14 protein-coding genes are annotated in these 16,612 nt (G+C 74.1%); 6 read left to right on the top strand and 8 right to left on the bottom strand.

What is annotated here, in order from left to right:
* The first annotated feature begins 10 nt into the window (after positions 1 to 10).
* Together P2424_RS16610 and P2424_RS16605 are read left to right on the top strand one after the other, a co-directional pair.
* Entirely contained in the window at positions 11 to 394 is a 384-nt protein-coding gene (locus tag P2424_RS16610; RefSeq protein WP_276476511.1) for a helix-turn-helix domain-containing protein, read from the top strand.
* A gap of 105 nt (positions 395 to 499) precedes the next feature.
* Positions 500 to 1,159 (top strand): glyoxalase, encoded by a 660-nt coding sequence (locus P2424_RS16605; RefSeq protein ID WP_276476510.1) that lies wholly within the window; start codon positions 500 to 502, stop codon positions 1,157 to 1,159.
* Positions 1,160 to 1,342: 183 nt separating this feature from the next.
* Here P2424_RS16605 and P2424_RS16600 read toward each other — a convergent pair whose 3' ends face one another.
* The 3 genes from P2424_RS16600 to P2424_RS16590 form a co-directional block, all read right to left on the bottom strand.
* Positions 1,343 to 2,596, bottom strand: a complete 1,254-nt coding sequence (locus P2424_RS16600) for a glycosyltransferase family 4 protein (protein ID WP_276476509.1) — start codon at positions 2,594 to 2,596, stop codon at positions 1,343 to 1,345.
* A 407-nt stretch (positions 2,597 to 3,003) separates the two neighbouring features.
* Entirely contained in the window at positions 3,004 to 3,576 is a 573-nt protein-coding gene (locus P2424_RS16595) for a DUF2165 domain-containing protein (protein WP_276476508.1), read from the bottom strand.
* 189 nt (positions 3,577 to 3,765) lie between these two features.
* Positions 3,766 to 5,142, bottom strand: a complete 1,377-nt coding sequence (locus tag P2424_RS16590) for an MFS transporter (RefSeq protein ID WP_276476507.1) — start codon at positions 5,140 to 5,142, stop codon at positions 3,766 to 3,768.
* A gap of 97 nt (positions 5,143 to 5,239) precedes the next feature.
* Between P2424_RS16590 and P2424_RS16585 the strand changes: the two genes are divergently transcribed.
* Positions 5,240 to 6,130: a LysR family transcriptional regulator gene (locus tag P2424_RS16585; protein ID WP_276476506.1), complete on the top strand. Its 891-nt coding sequence runs from the start codon at positions 5,240 to 5,242 to the stop codon at positions 6,128 to 6,130.
* Between the two features lie 94 nt (positions 6,131 to 6,224).
* Here P2424_RS16585 and P2424_RS16580 read toward each other — a convergent pair whose 3' ends face one another.
* Both P2424_RS16580 and P2424_RS16575 read right to left on the bottom strand, forming a co-directional pair.
* Positions 6,225 to 6,860 (bottom strand): response regulator transcription factor, encoded by a 636-nt coding sequence (locus P2424_RS16580; RefSeq protein ID WP_276476505.1) that lies wholly within the window; start codon positions 6,858 to 6,860, stop codon positions 6,225 to 6,227.
* Positions 6,857 to 8,065 carry a sensor histidine kinase gene (locus tag P2424_RS16575; protein WP_276476504.1) on the bottom strand — a complete coding sequence of 403 codons (1,209 nt, stop codon included), beginning with the start codon at positions 8,063 to 8,065 and terminating at the stop codon, positions 6,857 to 6,859. The genes P2424_RS16580 and P2424_RS16575 overlap by 4 nt, the downstream gene beginning before the upstream one ends.
* Before the next feature lie 170 nt (positions 8,066 to 8,235).
* Here P2424_RS16575 and P2424_RS16570 point away from each other — a divergent pair, with 170 nt between their 5' ends.
* Both P2424_RS16570 and P2424_RS16565 read left to right on the top strand, forming a co-directional pair.
* On the top strand, positions 8,236 to 9,327 hold the full coding sequence (locus tag P2424_RS16570) for an ABC transporter permease (protein WP_276476503.1): 1,092 nt from the start codon (positions 8,236 to 8,238) through the stop codon (positions 9,325 to 9,327).
* Positions 9,324 to 10,019: an ABC transporter ATP-binding protein gene (locus tag P2424_RS16565; RefSeq protein WP_276476502.1), complete on the top strand. Its 696-nt coding sequence runs from the start codon at positions 9,324 to 9,326 to the stop codon at positions 10,017 to 10,019. The genes P2424_RS16570 and P2424_RS16565 overlap by 4 nt, the downstream gene beginning before the upstream one ends.
* On the opposite strand, the gene P2424_RS16560 is transcribed toward P2424_RS16565, so the two are convergent.
* From P2424_RS16560 to P2424_RS16550, 3 genes are read right to left on the bottom strand one after another with little or no spacing between them, the layout of a single operon-like run.
* On the bottom strand, positions 9,997 to 12,237 hold the full coding sequence (locus tag P2424_RS16560; RefSeq protein WP_276476501.1) for a xanthine dehydrogenase family protein molybdopterin-binding subunit: 2,241 nt from the start codon (positions 12,235 to 12,237) through the stop codon (positions 9,997 to 9,999). The two genes, P2424_RS16565 and P2424_RS16560, sit on opposite strands and share 23 nt — an antisense overlap.
* Positions 12,234 to 13,244: a xanthine dehydrogenase family protein subunit M gene (locus P2424_RS16555; protein WP_276476500.1), complete on the bottom strand. Its 1,011-nt coding sequence runs from the start codon at positions 13,242 to 13,244 to the stop codon at positions 12,234 to 12,236. The genes P2424_RS16560 and P2424_RS16555 overlap by 4 nt, the downstream gene beginning before the upstream one ends.
* Before the next feature lie 11 nt (positions 13,245 to 13,255).
* Positions 13,256 to 13,777 carry a (2Fe-2S)-binding protein gene (locus tag P2424_RS16550; protein ID WP_276476499.1) on the bottom strand — a complete coding sequence of 174 codons (522 nt, stop codon included), beginning with the start codon at positions 13,775 to 13,777 and terminating at the stop codon, positions 13,256 to 13,258.
* Positions 13,778 to 14,060: 283 nt separating this feature from the next.
* On the opposite strand from P2424_RS16550, the gene P2424_RS16545 reads away from it, so the two are divergent.
* A complete protein-coding gene (locus tag P2424_RS16545; protein WP_276476498.1) occupies positions 14,061 to 16,583 on the top strand; it encodes a SpoIIE family protein phosphatase in 2,523 nt (840 codons plus the stop codon).
* Positions 16,584 to 16,612: the final 29 nt, after the last annotated feature.

The following is a 16,612-nucleotide window of genomic DNA, read 5'->3' as shown; positions in this document are numbered from 1 at the left end:
GAGGAACCTGATGGGGACCAAGCAGGAGCTCGAGGGCCTGCCCGAGGATGCCGACCTGAGGCGCGCCGACTCCCTGGCGCGGGAGATCTTCTCCGACATCGCCAACAAGTGGGCGCTCCTGATCGTCGAGGCGCTCGGCGAGCGCACCCTGCGCTTCAGCGAGCTGCGCAAGGAGGTCGAGGGAGTGAGCCACAAGATGCTCACCCAGAACCTGCGCCGGCTGGAGCGGGACGGCCTGGTCGACCGCACGGTATATCCGACCGTTCCGCCGCGGGTCGAGTACACCCTGACCGAACCGGGCCGGGCACTGCGCGGCACGGTCGACGCCATGTGCGGCTGGACCCACCGGTATCTGACGCACATCGAGGAGGCGCGCCGCCGCTTCGACCTCTGAGAGGCCCGCCGGACTCCCTCCCGCCGGGGCGCGGTCCGGAGCGGGGATCCAAGCGGTCAGGAATCGAGAAGCCCCGGTCGGGCGGTTCCTCCTAGCGTGATGTTCATGGCAACCACCGCTTCCACCACAGCCGGCATCTCCCTCTCCTCCGTCACCCTGGAGGTGGCCGACCCCGACTCCGCCCACCTCTTCTACACCGCCTTCGGGGTGGAATCGCGCATCCGTCTGCGGCGCTCCGCGCCGCACTCCACCGGGTTCCGCGGCTTCACCCTGGCGCTCACGGTCTCCCGTCCGGCCACCGTCGACGGCTTCCTCGACGCCGCCGTGGACGCCGGCGCCACCGTGCTCAAGCCCGCTGCGAAGTCGCTGTGGGGCTACGGAGGTGTCGTCCAGGCACCGGACGGGACGATCTGGAAGGTCGCGACCCCCGCGAAGAAGGACACGGGCCCGGCCACCCGCGAGATCGACGAGCTGGTCCTCCTCCTGGGCGTCCGGGACGTGAAGGCCACCAAGCAGTTCTACGCCGACCGCGGACTGACCGTGGCCAAGAGCTTCGGCGGCAAGTACGCCGAGTTCGCCCCCGGCGAATCCAGCCCGGTCAAGCTGGCGCTGTACAAGCGCCCCGGCCTCGCCAAGGACCTCGGCGTTCCCGACGACGGCTCCGGATCGCACCGCATCGTCCTCGGCGGCACGGCGGACTCCTTCTCCGACCCGGACGGATTCCTCTGGGAGACCGCCGGGCCGGCCGCCTCCGAGGCGTCCTGAACCGCGGACCGGCGGTCTCCCCGCGGGTCCGCGGCCCGCGTGCCGGCCCACAGAACCCGGCGGGCCCGCGGACACCGGCGGCCTGCGCTTCGGACCGCCGCTCCGCCTTCCGGGGAGCCGCGGGGAGCCCGGAGCGCTGCCCGGCGGGCCCTGTTCCCCGGGAGGGACCCCGGGCCCGCCCGATCACTTCCGGGCAGCCCTGAGGGCGTACCCGGCCCCCGCGCGCGCTGCCTCCCGAGCCGTGTACGCTCCGCCGAGCAGGCTGCCGCGGGCTCGGTGCAGCGTCCCCGACCGGCGGTTCACCAGCGAGGTCAGCAGGTCCTCGTACCGGGCGGCCAGGTGCGCCGGATCGAACCGGGCCGACGCGGTGAGCGCGGCCCGCCCCATACGCGCGCGCAGCCCCTCGTCGTTGATGAGCCGCAACAGCGCACCGGATATCGCACTCACATCACCCGTGGGCACCAGAAGCCCGTCCTCGCCGTGCCGGATGATCTCACCGGGCCCGTGCGGGCAGTCGGTGGCCACGACCGGAAGCCCACACCGCATCGCCTCGACGATGGTCATCCCGAACGATTCGAGGCTCGATGTGACGGCACAGATCGCGCCCTTCACCCACTCGGCCTCGATCGGTTTGGCCGAGCCCATCAGGAAGACGTGGTTGTAGAGGCCGAGTTCGTCGATGAGGTTGCGCAGCCTGTCGTGCTCCCGGCCGTGGCCGTAGATGCGCAGCCCCCAGTCGGGGCGTTCCCGCACGACCTCGGCGAAGGCGCGGATCAGCACGTCGTAGCGCTTGGCCGGAGCGAGCCGCCCCGCGGCCACGACCCACTTGCCGCTGCCGTCCGTCGGACTGATCTGCGGCTCGGGCACGCTGTTGGGGAGCCCTTCGACGCGCACTCCGGGAAGGCGCAGCGTGCTGCGGTAGTCCCGCGCGTCGGCTTCGGTCACCGTGGTGACCGCGTCCAGCCGGGGATAGGTGCGGCGCAGCAGGCGCTTGAGCCGCACGGAGTGTGTGGCGAGAGTGAGGTGTTCCTGCCCCAGCCGCACCGGGCCGCGCCGCGTCTGCCGGGCCACGTGCACGTTGAGTCCGGGCCGGGTGCCGATCACGACGTCCGCCTCGGTGTTCCTGAGGTAGGCGCCGATCCGGCGGTCCGTCAGCACGCTGTGCCGCGAGTACTGGCCGTCGGCCGCGGGGAAGACCCGCGCCGGCCGGGCGTGTTCGGGGTCGTCGCCCTCATAGGTCGGCCGGTTCCGGCGCATGTCGACCAGCGAGCTCAGCCGTACGCGCTCGCCCGGCTCGAAGAACAGCTTGTCCCGGTAGCGGAAGACGGAAACGACCTCCACGTCGTGCTGCCCCGAGAGCGCGTCCGCCAGGTTGAAGGTGGTGCGGACCGTCCCGCCCATCCCGTACGCGCTGAAGATCAGAAACGAGATGTGCATGGGTCCTCATATCCGGTGCGGTGGGTCGGGACGGCGGGCCGGAAGCCTGCCGCGGGTGGTGTGCAGGCACCGTGCGAAGCGCAGTGCCGGTACCGGACCGCGGCGCGGGGACGGCAGCACGGCAGCCGAGCCGGCGCCGGTGGCGCCTGCGACCTGCCGGCGGGCCGCGCGGAGCGGAACGTGTCGGGCGGAGCGGGTGGCGATACGGGAGCGGAGCGCATCCGCCCCTCTGCTGCGGTGTTCTGCACGTGGAGTTCGATGGCCGCTCCGCGCGGAAAGTTCACGGCGAGCGCCGGATTTCCGACCGCGGCGACCGCCCGGAGGCCGCGGCGTCCCGGCCGACGGGCGGAACGGAGCGGGCCGGGGAGGGACGTGCCCACCCCGGCCCGCTCCGGCTGCCGCACCGGTCAGTCCGTACCGCCGCCCGCAGCGCCGGGGCGGTCCCGGGTGGTGTGCACGGTCAGCAGCGTGAGTCCGCTCAGCAGGACGACGCGGGAGGCGGCATCCAGCCCGTTCCACTTCTCCGACTGCCACATGGCGAACCACTCCCCGCCGAGCGCGATGAACCCCGCCCCGAACAGGACGAGAAGCATCAGCAGGCCCGCCGTGGACAGGGAGCGGGCGCGGTGCCGGTCCCCGCGCCGCAGCCACAGTCCGGTCGCCGCGATCAGCACCAGCGCCGCGGCCGATTCCCACACGATGATCGCGACGTAGGCCGCGTCCTGCCACACGCGCGACGTGACCGCCCGCCACATCACACCGTCGTCCCGGAACGTGGTGTCCATCGCCAGTACGTGCCGGACGAACTCCCGGTTGGTGTCGAAGTCGGTGATGTTCCCGAACGCGACCAGGGCGATGTACAGGGCCACTACGCCGGTCAGCACGGCGGCCGCCGCCTCGCGTATGTCAGGGAAGCGGCGGGCTGCGGCGCCCGCCGGGCCGGTGCGCGGTCCGCGGGGATGATCCGATGAGGCATTCATGGTCCGACTATGGGCCGGAGAACCCCGCGTGTTGAAGACCGCCTCCCGTGCAGGGACCGCCCGCGAACTGCCCCTGGCAGGCGCCTCGCCGCGGACCGGCCCCGCAGGCGACGCCTCCCGGGGGCGTCATCGGCGGCCCGTCCCACCCGGTCCGCCGGTGCCCGGCTCGCACGGCCCCCGTGCACCTGGTCAGGGACGCTGTACCCCGCCGAACCAGATGGCCGCCCCGGCACACACCACCGCCGCGACGGCGAATGCCCACGAAGCCGCGCCGGTGCCCGCCGCCAGGGGCGCGCCCATGGCGGCGATGCCGAGGCTCGCGCCCGTCTGCCGTGCAGCGTTGAGCATGCCTCCCACGGAACCGCCGGCGCCCGGCGGCGCCGCACCGGCCACGGCGGTGACCAGCGCGGGCAGGGCGAACGAGACGCCGAGGCCCGTCAGCAGCAGCCCCGCCGCCAGCCAGCCGTACGGCGCCCGGGCCCACACGGCGGCTGCGAGCACGGCACCCCCGGCGGCGAGCAGCACGAGCCCGCCCAGCACGGGCGGCCGAGGACCCCTCCTGGCCACGATCCGGCCGGTCAGCGGCGGGTTCAGGGCGAACGGGATCGTCAGCGGCAGAAAGGCGAGCCCTGTCTCCAACGCCGACATGCCGCGGTCGGTGAGGAGCAGGGGCAGCACGAACAGGCTGCCCGCCAAGGCGAAGTTGACCGCGGCCCCCGCGGCCAGGCCGGCCCGTGCGGCTCCGGCACGCAGCAGCGCACGGTTCAGCACCGGTGCCGTGCTGCGCCGCTCCAGCCGCACGAAGGCCACGCCGGTGACCGCGGCGCCGCCCAGCGCCGCGGCGGTGTGCGGCCAGGCTGCCGCACCGGCGGCGATGAGCCCGTCCGTGACCAGTGCCAGACAGGCGCATGCCGCAAGCTGGGCCGGCCAGTCCACTTTCCGGTCCCCCCGCGGGCAGTGCAGGCTCCGAGTGGCCGTCAGCGCCAGCACCACCGCACCGAGCGGGACGTTGATCAGGAAGACGGCACGCCAACCGGCCGCGCCGACCAGCGCGCCGCCCGCCAGCGGTCCGGTGGCCACCGCGGCGCCGCTGATCGCCGCCCAGGTCGCGACGGCCCGCGCGTGCCGGCCCCGGTCCGGATAGAGGTGGCCGATCAGCGCCAGCGACGAGGGCACGCAGGCGGCGGCCGCGGCACCCAGCAGAGCCCGCAGCCCGATCAGGGCACCGACGGTGGGAGCGAGCGCGCACAGTGCCGACCCCACCGCGAACAGGGCCGCACCGGCGCGGAAGACCCGGTGCGCGCCCAGCCGGTCGGCGAGCGCCCCGGCCGACAGCAGCAGCGCTGCGAAGACCACCGTGTAGCTGTTGGCCGCCCACTGGAGACCGGCCACCGACGTGTGCAGGGAGACCGCCAGGTCCGGCTCGGCGACGGAGAGCACGGTGGTGTCGAGCAGGACCATGAAATAGCCGAGCGAGATTCCCGCCAGTACGGTTCCCCGGCGCCGGACCGAGGAGCGCGGGCGACCGGTCGTGCCCGGTGGCAGAAGGTGTTTGTCGAGCGTCATACCGGGCACTGTGCGCCCGCCGCGCTCCGCCCTCCACCGGCACAGCCGTACACTCCGTTCGGGAAATCCGCACGGCCACAGGGGAGAGGCGGGGGGCATGGAGCTGCGACAACTCCGCACCTTCGAGGCGGTGGTGAAGCACGGCACGGTCACCGAGGCCGCACACGCGCTCGATCTCGCCCCCTCGTCGGTCTCCGCGCACATCCGGGCGCTGGAGGAGGCGATGGGGGTCGCTCTGTTCGCGCGTACGGCGCACGGCATGCGCACGACGGCCGCGGGCGACCGGTTGGTGGACTGGGCGGCACGGCTGCTGCGCCAGTCAGAGCAGGCGGTCGGCGAGGTGCGGGGCGCGCCCCGGCCGCTGCGGCTCGGCGCGCTGGAGACCATCGCGGCCACCTGCGTACCGGCGGTGCTCCGCCGGTTCGCGCGTCGGCGGCCCCGCCTCGGGGTCGAGGTGCGCGTCGCCGCCGGGCGTGGCGTGCTGCTCGACGAGGTCGCCGCGGGGAGCATGACCGCGGCGCTGCTCCTGGACCGGGGCGAGAGCCTGGGCGGGCTGGGCTTCCCCCTCCCGGCGGCGCCGCTCTCCAGCCTGGACGTCGGGGCCGTTCCGCTGGATCTGGTGGCCGCTCCCGGACATCCGCTGGCCGGCCGCCGGCTGGCGGCGGCCGAGTTGGCGGGCGAGCGGCTGCTGGTCAACGTGGCGCAGTGCTCCTTCCGCATGGTCGCCGACCACCTGCTGGGCCCCGAGGTCGAGCGGGTGGAAGCCGGTGGGGTACCGGTGATGCGGGCATGGGCGGAGCAGGGCCTGGGCATCGCGCTGCTGCCCCGGTTCGCGGTCGAGGACGGGCTCGAGCAGGGCCGTCTGCTCCGGCTCGGGCTGCCCGCCCCCGACCTCGTGCTGCGGCTGGTGTGGAGCACCGCCGACGAGGCGCTTCCCGAGGTGCGCGAACTGCTGTACGCGGCGAGCGGCAGCCGCGGCGCCGCCTGACCGCGCCGCGGACCGGCACCCGCGGTGCCGGCCGCCCCGGCGACGGGACCGGGGGGCGTCGCGCGGGCAGCGCGGACACCGGCGCGGTGGCCGCTCAGCGGCGGATGTACCCGAGATCCGCGGCGGCGGCCACGGCCGCGGTGCGGGAGTCGACGCCGAGCTTGGTGTAGATGCGCGCCAGATGGGACTTGACCGTTCCCTCGGTGAGGTGGAGCCGGCGGCCGATGTCCTTGTTGGACAGCCCCGCGGCGACCAGGGTCAGCACCTCGGTCTCCCGCTGGGTCGGGGCGGTCCCCGGGGCGCGCAGCCGCCGCATGAGACGGTCGGCCACCGCGGGCGCGAGGGCGGTACGGCCCGCGGCCGCGGTGCGTACGGCCTCGGCCAGTTCGTCCGGCGGCGCGTCCTTGAGGAGGTAGCCGGTGGCGCCCGCCTCGATGGCCGGCAGCGCGTCGGCGTCGGTGCCGTAGGTGGTGACGACCAGGACCCGCGGCGCGCCGGGACGCGCGGTGATCGCGGCGGTGGCCTCCGCACCGGTCATACCGGCACCGAACTGCAGATCCATCAACACCACGTCGATCCCGCCCGCGCCGGCGAGGGCGACGGCCTCCTCGGCCGTGGCGGCTTCGGCCACGACGGCGAGCCCCGGTTCGGTCTCCAGGACGGCGCGCAGCCCCGCGCGCACCACGGGGTGGTCGTCGGCCAGCAGCAGCCGGACCGTACCGCCGGTCACCGGCGAGCCTCCTCGTCGGACGGGTGTGCGGCCGGAACCGGAAGCTGGGCCGCCAGCGCGGTGCCGCTGCCCGGTGCCGACTCGAGGATGAGGCTGCCGCCCAGCGCGCCCATCCGGGCCCGCATGGCCGGGAGGCCGAAGCCCCCGGCGCCCGGTTCGCAGGCGGGCAGCCCGCCCGGGTCGAAACCCCTCCCGTCGTCCACGATGTCCACGGCGACATGCTCCCCGAGGTAGCTGAGCGTGACCTCCGCACGGGTGGCACCGGCGTGGGACGCCGTGTTCGACAGTGCGGACTGGACAACGCGCAGCAGGGCGGCCTCGTGCAGGGCGGGCAGCAGAACCGGGCGTCCCGTGAGATGGAAGCCGACGGACAGTGGATGGCGCGCCGAGACGGTCGCGCACAGCCGCTCCAGCGCGCCGGCCAGCGTGCCGCCCTCCAGTGCGGGCGGGGTGAGGGCCGCGACGAACCGGCGGGCTTCGGCGAGATTGTCCACGGCGGCCTTCCGGGCCTGGTCGACATGAACGCCGGCGTCCTGCGGACGGCCGGGCAGCGCCCGCTCGGCCGCGCGCAGCAGCAGTTGGATGCTGGAGAGGCCCTGGGCGAGCGTGTCGTGGATCTCCCGGGCGAGGCGTTCGCGCTCCTCGAGCACCCCCGCCGCGTGCTGGACGGTGGCCAGGTCGGCCCGGGTCGCGGTCAGCTCCTCGATCAGCCGGCGGCGCTGCTCGCTCTCCCGGTACAGCGCCTGGTAGCCCCGCACGACGGCCACCGCGACCGCCGCGCCCAGCGCCGGGCCCAGGCCGGTCGCGACGGTGAAGGCACCCTGGTGCGCGGCGAAGGCACCGATCGCGGCGGCGGTGGTGGCGGCCACCGCGACCAGCCCGCCGCGCCGCGGCAGCAGATGGAGCTGGAGGAAGTACAGCGGGAAGGCCACCCACACCCCGTCCGGCGACAGGGCCAGCAGCCCCAGCCAGACCGCTCCCAGGGCGGCCAGCCATCCGGCTGCTGCCCGCCGGGAGCGGCCCACGGCGGGCAGCAGCGGTCCCGCCGCGTACGCCAGGGCGAGCAGCAGGGCGACGGCGACGACGGCCACCGCCTCCGGCCGGTGGTCGGCCACGGCACGTCCGGCCGCCAGGGCCAGGAGCCCGGCGATGAGCAGGTGCAGGCACCAGGCCAGGGCCCGGGTGGTGGGAGTCAGCGTATTCACGGCCACTCCAGCGTACGAGCAGGTGGCCCGGCGCGGCCTCTGTCGAAAGGTGGAACCCGGCCGCCGCCTTTCGGCCCGCGGAGTGCCCTCCCGCGAACGATGCCACCGAGGGAGGGAGCGCCGAGGCTGGGAGCTCCGCCGTTTCCGTCGTACGAAAGCAGGCCGCAGCAGTGTTCGTCGCCTGGAGGGACCTCAAGTTCGCCAAGGGGCGGTTCATCCTCATGGGAACCGTCATCGTGCTTCTCACGCTGCTGGTCGGGCTGCTCTCCGGCCTGACCGCGGGTCTCGGCCGGCAGAACACCTCCGCGATCACCGGGCTCCCCGCCGACCGGATCGCCTTCGACGCGCCCGGCGCCGGAGAGGATCCCTCCTACGCCGACTCCACCGTCACCCGCCGCCAGTGGCGCACCTGGGCCGACGCGCCCGGCGTCGCACGTGCGGAGCCCCTCGGTATCCGCACCACCAGAGCCACCTCCGGAAGCCGCAGCTCCCCGGTCTCGATGTTCGGAGTGCGTCCCGGCTCCGAGCTGGCCCCGGACAGCCACCGGATCGACGGGAACTCCGCGGTGCTCTCGGAGGGCGCCGCCGACGCTCTCGGCGTCCGCGTCGGCGACCGCTTCTCCCTGGCAGGGCGGCAGCTGACCGCGGCCGCCGTCGCCGGTGACGCCTCCTTCAGCCACACCCCGGTGGTCTTCACCAGCCTGCGCGCCTGGCAGCGGATCGCGCTGCCCGCCGCAGCCGGATCCGACGGCCCCGCGGCGACCGTGCTCGCTCTGCGCACCGCGGCCGGGGCCGACATCCCGGTCACCGACCGCGCGGCGGGCACCCGGACGCTGACCAAGGACGACTCGTTGTCCGCGATCGGCTCCTACACCTCCGAGAACGGCTCCCTGCAGCTGATGCGCGGCTTCCTGTACGCCATCTCGGCGCTGGTCATCGGCGCCTTCTTCACGGTGTGGACCATCCAGCGCAGCGGCGACATCGCCATCCTCAAGGCGCTGGGCGCCTCCACCGCGCGCCTGCTGCGGGACGCCCTCGGCCAGGCCCTGCTGCTGCTGGCCGGTGGCACCGTGCTCGGCACGGCTCTCGCCGCCGGTGTCGGCGCGGGGCTGGCCGGCTCCGCGGTGCCGTTCCTGCTCACCCCCGCCACCGTCCTGGCCCCCGCCGCCGTCACCGTCCTGCTCGGTACGCTCGGGGCCGCCCTCTCCGTCCGCCGCATCACCTCCGTGGACCCGCTGACAGCACTGGGGAGTGCCCGATGAGCCTCGAGTTGACCGACATCACCCTCACCTACCCGGACGGCGACGGCGTGCTGACCGCGCTGGAGGGCGTCAGTCTCCAGGTGCCCGCGGGGAGCGTCACCGCCGTCGTCGGGCCCTCCGGCTCCGGCAAGTCGAGTCTGCTCGCCGTGGCCGCCACCCTCATCAGACCCGACTCGGGCACGGTGACGGTCGACGGCGTCGACACCACCGGCATGAGCCGCCGGGAACTGGCCGCGCTGCGCCGGGCACGGATCGGCATCGTCTTCCAGCAGCCCAATCTGCCGGCCTCGCTCACCGCCGCCGAGCAGCTCCAGGTCATGGCACAGCTCGGCGGGCGGTCGGCGGCCGGCGCGCGCCCCCGCGCCCTGGAGCTGCTGGCGTCCGTCGGCCTGACCGGGCAGGCCGACCGGCGTCCCCACCAGCTCTCCGGCGGTCAGCGTCAGCGCGTCAACATCGCCCGAGCCCTGATGAACGACCCCACCGTTCTGCTGGTCGACGAACCCACCAGCGCCCTCGACCACGAGCGGGGCGCCGCGGTCGTCGATCTGCTCGTGCGGCTCACCCGCCGGCAGGGCGCGGCCACCGTCCTGGTCACCCACGACCGGGCCCACCTGTCCGCCGTCGACCGGCTCGCCGAGGTCCACGACGGGCGCCTCGCGCCGGCCCGGGTCACAGCAGCGCCTCGACGGTGATCGGCAGTTGACGCACACGGCGCCCGGTCGCGTGATGGACGGCGTTGGCGATGGCGGCCGCCGCACCCACCTGGCCGATCTCGCCGACGCCCTTGACCCCGAGCGGATTGACGACGGCGTCCTCGACTTCCACCAGCTCGACCTCGACCTCGGGCGCGTCGGCATTGACGGCGACGAGATAGGAGCCCAGGCTCGCGTGGGTCCACCGACCGGTGCCGGGCCGCATACGGTTGGACTCCAGCAGCGCCTGGCCCAGCCCCCACAGCATGCCGCTCATCAACTGGCCCCGCGCCGTGCGGGGGTTGAGCACCCGGCCGGGGGCGAAGGCGCCCGTCATCCGGCGCACCCGGACCAGGCCCAGCTCCGGGTCGACGGCGACCTCGGCGAACTGGGCGCCGAACGTCATCATCGCGTACGGCACCCCGCTGTCCGGCTGCCACGACCCCGTGGCCTCCGCGTCCGGCCGGGCGGTGCGCCGCAGCAGGTCGGCGTACGACTCGGCGGCGCTGCCGGCCCGCAGGACACCGTCCCGTACGGCGACCTCGGCCGGGTCCCGGCCGTGCAGCGGCGAACCGCGGTCGGCGACCGCCAGGGCGACGAGCTGCTCCCGCAGGGTGGTTCCGGCACTGTGCACCGCGGCGCTGATCATGCCGGCACCCGAGGAGCCGACCGCGGCCGCGATGTCGGGCAGTGCGGTGTCCCCGCCCTCGAACCGGCAGCGGTCCACCGGCATTCCGAGGGCGTCGGCGGCGACCTGCGTCATGGCCGTGACCACGCCCGTGCCGAACTCGGGTGTGGCGGCCTGCACGACAGCGGTGCCGTCGTCGTAGAGGCGGGCACGGGCGCGTTGCGGGGTGGGTGGCGGGGCGACGGGGTACCCGGCCGCGGCCATCCCGGTGCCGATCAGCCAGTCGCCCTCGCGCCGTACCCCCGGCCGCGGATCGCGCTCCTGCCAGCCGAAGCGCTCCGCGCCCCGCCGATAGCACTCCCGCAGTCCGCTGCTGGACCAGGGCCGCCCCGTCATCGGGCTGACGTCGGCGTGGTTGCGCAGCCGCAGCTCCACAGGGTCAAGCTCCAGCTCGTGGGCGAGTTCGTCCATCGCGCACTCGAGCGCGAACAACCCGCTGGCCTCGCCCGGCGCCCGCATGAAGGTCGGGGTCATGGTGTTGGCCCGGAAGAGGCGGTAGACGCCGTCGAAGTGGGGGCAGGCGTAGAGCTGCGCGGAGACCCCGATCGAGGGCTCGGCCCAGTCGTCGAAGTGCGAGGTGGGCGAGAGCTTGTGGTGCCGGATCGCGGTCAGTCGCCCCTCCCGGGTCGCCCCGAGACCGATGTGCTGCTCCTGCTCCTCGCGGTGTCCGACGGAGGTGAACATCTGCTCGCGGGTGAGCGCGAGTCTGACCGGTCGGCCGACGGCCCGGGCGGCCAGCGCGGCCAGTGCCGGATGGGCGTGGATCATCGCCTTGGAGCCGAAGCTGCCGCCCACGTAGTGGCCGATCACGCGGATCCTCGAGCGGGGGATGCCCAGCAGCCGGGCAACGGTGATCTGGGTGGCGTTCACCCCCTGGGTCGAGTCGTGGAGGACGAGTTCGTCCCCCTCCCACCAGGCGGTGGTGCACGCCGGCTCCAGAGGATGGTGATGGTTGGCCGCGAACGTGAACGTGGAGTCCACCCGCAGCTCGGCACCGGCCAGCCCGGCGGCGGCGTCCCCGCGGGAGATCCGCCCCGGCAGCCAGCCGCCGAAGATCCGCTCCGGCACATACGCCTGGTCGCGGCCCTGTTCGAAGGTGACCGTCGCGGGAGTCTCCTCGTAGGAGATCCGCAGCAGGTGGGCCGCGTGCTGCGCACGCTCCCAGGTGTCGGCGACGACCAGGGCGATGTGCTGGCCCGCGTAGTGGACGGTGTCGTCCTGCATCGGGAAGAACGTCTGCCCGGGGGCCGCGGTGCCGGCCAGGGAGGGCACGAGGGGCGGCTGTTCGGCGATCTCGGGAAGGTTCTCATGGGTGAGGACGGCCAGCACACCCTTCTCGGCGCGGGCGGCCTCCGCGTCGATGGCCGGCACCCGTCCCGCGGCGATCCGGGAGCCCACCAGGCAGGCGTGGGCCGCGCCCGGGGCCGGTACCTCGGTGGAGTAGCGGGCGCTGCCGGTGACCTTGGGCCGGCCGTCCAGGCGTGCCAGGTCCTGCCCGACGGCCGTCGCCGTGCTCGCGGTCGCGGTCATGCCAGGCCCCCGTCTCCGGGGCCGGTGCCCTCGGCGAGTGTGCCGAGGGCGCGGACGAGCGCCCGCTGGGCGAGTTCGACCTTGAAGGCGTTCATGGGGGTCGGCCGCGCCTCGGCCAGTTCCACCTGGGCGGCCTGCGCGAAGGCGCGCCGCTCCGCCACCTCGCCGACCAGGAAGTCCTCGACCCGTCTGGCCCGCCACGGTTTGGTGGCCGCACCCCCGAGCGCCACCCGTACGTCCGCGATCCTGCCGTCCACCACCGACAGCGCTGCCGCGACGGAGACGAGCGCGAAGTCGTACGACGCGCGGTCCCGCACCTTCAGGTACAGCGACCGGCGGGCCACCGGAGTGCCCGGCACCTCGACGGCGGTGATCAGCTCCCCGTGGGCCATCGGGTGCTCGCGGTGCGGGGAGTCGCCGGGCAGCAGGAAGAAGTCGTCCATCGGGTAGGTCCGTTCACCGTCGGGACCCAGGGTGTGCACCGAGGCGTCGAGGGCCGTCAGGGCGACGGCCGCGTCCGAGGGGTGGGCGGCGATGCAGTGCTCGCTGGTGCCCAGTACGGCGTGGTCGCGGCTGTGGCCGGTCAGAGCCGAGCAGCCGGTGTCCGGTTCGCGCTTGTTGCAGGGCGCCTGGGGGTCGCGGAAGTAGGAGCAGCGGACCCGCTGCAGCAGGTTCCCGCCCAGCGACGCCATGTGACGCAACTGCGGGGACGCGCCCTTCTCCAGCGCCTCGGAGAGCACCGGGAAGCGCTCCCGGACCGCCGGGGCGGCGGCGATGTCGCTCATCCGGGTGGTGGCGCCGATGCGCAGGCCCCCTTCCGGAGTGGCCGCGATCCCGGCGAGCGGCAGATCGTTGATGTCGACGAGCCTGCGCGGTTGCAGCACGTACTGCCGCAGCAGATCGATCTCGGTGGTGCCGCCGGCCAGGTAGTCGCAGGTGGGGTCGGCGCTGACGGTGGCGACCGCGTTCTGCGGGTCGGTCGCCCGGGAGTAGGTGATGGGGCGCACGGCACGGCTCCCTAGGCTCGGTCGCGGACGGCGCGGATCGCCGCCCGGATGTTCGGGTAGGCGGCGCAGCGGCAGAGGTTGCCGCTCATCCCCTCTTTGATCTCCTCGTCGCCGGTCCGGCCCTCCTCGAGGAGAGCCACGGCGGACATGATCTGCCCCGGGGTGCAGTACCCGCACTGGAAGGCGTCCTCGGCGATGAACGCCTGCTGCATCCCGTGCAGCGCGCCGTCCTCGGCCAGCCCCTCGATCGTCGTCACCTCGCGGCCCTCGCAGGTGACGGCGAGGGTCAGGCAGGAGAGCACCCGGCGCCGGTCGACCCACACCGTGCAGGCTCCGCAGGTGCCCTGGTCGCAGCCCTTCTTCGCACCCGTCAACTGCAGATGCTCGCGCAGCGCGTCGAGCAGGCTGACCCGTGGTTCGATCTCGACCGCGCATTCGGTGCCGTTGACCGGAAGCGCGACCCTGACCGGCCCGGGCCCGCGCTCCTCCAGGACGGTCCCGCGCCGGGCGAGGGCCTGGTCATCCGTGGACATTTCGCGCCTCCACAGCACACATCAGGAGAAGAAAAACCCTATATAAATGGGGTGGAAATGTAACATTCGTGCATGAGTGGGACGGTGTCAGACACCCGCGGGCCTCCGTCGGCACCCTCGATTCCGGCCCCGCCGCAGGCGACGTCCCCGGGACCTTCCCGGCACCCGGGCCCGCTCGGGCCGCCGGGCCCGGGCCCGCACCGGACCCGGCGGGGTGAGTCCGGTGCGGGCACCGCGCACGACTCGTGGACCGAGACCAGGAGACCCGCCAGGAGAGGCGGCCATGGCTTCCGAGAGAGACCTTCCGACCGAGCCGCTCCGACCGCGCGAAGTGGCCGACCCCGCCATGGCGGTGATCGACACCCACGGCACCGTGACCGGCTGGACCCCGGCGGCCGAGGCCCTGCTCGGCCGGCCGGCCGCCGATGTGGTGGGCCGCTCCGCCGCGGCCCTGCTGACCTCCTCCGAGGACGTCTCCCGAGCGGCGGAAGCGGCCGGGCACAGCCGCGCCCGGGGCAGTTGGACCGGCCTGACGACGCTGCTGCACCGCAGCGGCCGTCCGGTGGAAGTGGGGCTGCGGGTCTGCCCGCTGTCCGGCCCGGACGGCCGGAAGTCCTGGCTGGCCGCGGTCGTCGACCTGGGCAGGGCGCCCTCGTGGGTGCTGGGCGGACCGGTGCTGGAGGCGTTCCTGACCCGCTCGCCGCTGAGCATGGCCGTCCTCAGCCCCGACCTGCGATACGTGTGGATCAATGACGAGCTGGAGCGGCTGGGCGGCGTACCCCGGGTGGAGCGCCTGGGCCGCCGCCTGGCCGACACCCTGCCGGGCCTGGACACCCGCGCGCTGGAGGCGCAGATGCGGCGGGTGCTGGCGACCGGCGCCCCCGTGATCGACTACGAGTACCGGGGATGGACCCCCGCCGATCCCCATCGGGAGCACGCCTACTCCACGTCCTTCTTCCGGCTCGACGACGCGGACGGCGACGCGATCGGCCTGTGCTACATGGTCATGGACGTCACCGAGAGATGGCGGGCGCGCGAGCGCCTCACCCTGATCAACGAGGCGGGCACCCGGATCGGCAGCACGCTCGACGTGGAGCACACGGCCCAGGAACTGGCCGACTTCGCCGTTCCGCGCTTCGCGGACTTCGTCACGGTCGATTTGGTGGAATCGGTGCTGCGGGGTGAGGAGCCCACGCCGGACCCGCGCGAGAGCCTGCCCGCGTTCCGGCGGGCCGGACTGCGGTCGGTCACCGCCGGAACCCCCGAGTCGGTGGTGGGGCGGGGCGCCCGGACCACCGTGGACCCCGCGTCTCCGTTCGCCCGCGCCTTCCGGTCCGGCGAGGCCCTGATCGACCGGGACCTGGACGACAACGGCGGTGGCTGGCTCAACCGGGACCCCGAACGGGTCGAGAAGATCCGCCAGTACGGCATGCACTCGCTGATCGCCGTCCCGGTACGGGCGCGCGGCACCATCATGGGTGTCGCATCGTTCGTCCGCTCCCGGTACCCGGTCCCCTTCGAGGAGGACGACCTGCTCCTCGCCGAGGACCTGGTCTCCAGGGCCGCGCTGTGCGTGGACAACGCCCGCCGCTACACCCGCGAGCACACCGCGGCACTCACCCTCCAGCGCAGCCTGCTGCCGCACGCGCTGCGGGGCGGCACCGCCGTCGAGGTCGCTTGGCGCTACCTTCCCTCCGGCGCGCACGACGGAGTGGGAGGCGACTGGTTCGACGTCATCCCTCTGTCGGGGGCCAGGGTGGCCCTCATCGTCGGTGACGTCGTGGGGCACGGCATCAACGCGGCGGCGACCATGGGCCGGCTGCGGACGGCCGTGCACACCCTCGCCGACATGGAACTGCCCCCCGACGAGCTGCTCGCCCGCCTCGACGATCTGGTCATGCGCCTCACGGAGGAGGAGGCCCGCTCGGAGCCGAGCGCGATCACCGTCCTGGGTGCCACCTGCCTGTACGCCGTCTACGATCCGGTGACCCGGCGCTGCACGATGGCGCGGGCCGGCCACCCGCCGCCCGCCGTGGTCCGCCCGGACGGCACCGTCGCCTTCGCCGATCTCCCGGCGGGGCCGCCCCTGGGTCTGGGCGGGCTGCCCTTCGAATCCGCCGAACTGGAACTCCCCGCCGGCAGTCTCGTCGCCCTCTACACCGACGGGCTGGTCGGCGAGTGCGGCCCGGACATCGACGCCGGACTGAGCCGGCTCGAGGAGGTGCTGGCGCATCCGGAGCAGCCGTTGGAGAGCTTGAGCTCCGTCGTGATCGACAGCCTGCTGCCGGTGCCGCCGTCCGACGACGCGGCTCTGCTCCTCGCCCGCACCCATGCGCTCACCGCCGACCACGTCGTCTCCTGGGAACTGCCCGCCGAACCCGCCGTCGTCGCACGGGCCCGCTCCCTGGTCGCGGACCGGCTCCGGGACTGGGGCCTGGAAGGGCTGATCCTGACCACGGAGCTGATGGCCAGTGAACTGGTGACCAACGCCATCCGGCACGGTGCCGGACCGATCCGGTTGCGGCTGATCCGGCACACCGTCCTCGTCTGCGAGGTCACCGACAGCAGCAGCACCTCTCCGCGGCTGCGCCACCCCCGGACCACCGACGAGGGCGGGCGCGGTCTCTTCCTCGTCGCCCAGCTCAGCCGCCGGTGGGGCACGCGGTACACCGAGGCCGGCAAGCTCATCTGGGCCGAACAGGACATCCCCGCGGCACCGGAAGCCTCCCCGGACCTCCCGGCGCCACCGCGCGAGGGCCTGCCGGAGGCGCCCGCCGACCTGCCTCCGGCGGCGCCCCGCGGATGAGGCGGTGGGGGCGCCCCCCGCAGGGGCTC

It is taken from the genome of Streptomyces sp. WMMB303 (assembly GCF_029351045.1).
GTDB lineage: Bacteria > Actinomycetota > Actinomycetes > Streptomycetales > Streptomycetaceae > Streptomyces.
This window is presented reverse-complemented; position numbering and strand designations above follow the sequence as displayed.

Bases quoted from the DNA above. Each gene is read 5' to 3' on its own strand.
- P2424_RS16545 (WP_276476498.1), top strand. From the start codon at position 14,061: ATGGCTTCCGAGAGAGACCTTCCGACCGAGCCGCTCCGACCGCGCGAA.
- P2424_RS16550 (WP_276476499.1), bottom strand. From the start codon at position 13,777: ATGTCCACGGATGACCAGGCCCTCGCCCGGCGCGGGACCGTCCTGGAG.
- P2424_RS16595 (WP_276476508.1), bottom strand. From the start codon at position 3,576: ATGAATGCCTCATCGGATCATCCCCGCGGACCGCGCACCGGCCCGGCG.
- P2424_RS16565 (WP_276476502.1), top strand. From the start codon at position 9,324: ATGAGCCTCGAGTTGACCGACATCACCCTCACCTACCCGGACGGCGAC.
- P2424_RS16605 (WP_276476510.1), top strand. From the start codon at position 500: ATGGCAACCACCGCTTCCACCACAGCCGGCATCTCCCTCTCCTCCGTC.
- P2424_RS16560 (WP_276476501.1), bottom strand. From the start codon at position 12,237: ATGACCGCGACCGCGAGCACGGCGACGGCCGTCGGGCAGGACCTGGCA.
- P2424_RS16600 (WP_276476509.1), bottom strand. From the start codon at position 2,596: ATGCACATCTCGTTTCTGATCTTCAGCGCGTACGGGATGGGCGGGACG.
- P2424_RS16585 (WP_276476506.1), top strand. From the start codon at position 5,240: ATGGAGCTGCGACAACTCCGCACCTTCGAGGCGGTGGTGAAGCACGGC.
- P2424_RS16590 (WP_276476507.1), bottom strand. From the start codon at position 5,142: ATGACGCTCGACAAACACCTTCTGCCACCGGGCACGACCGGTCGCCCG.
- P2424_RS16610 (WP_276476511.1), top strand. From the start codon at position 11: ATGGGGACCAAGCAGGAGCTCGAGGGCCTGCCCGAGGATGCCGACCTG.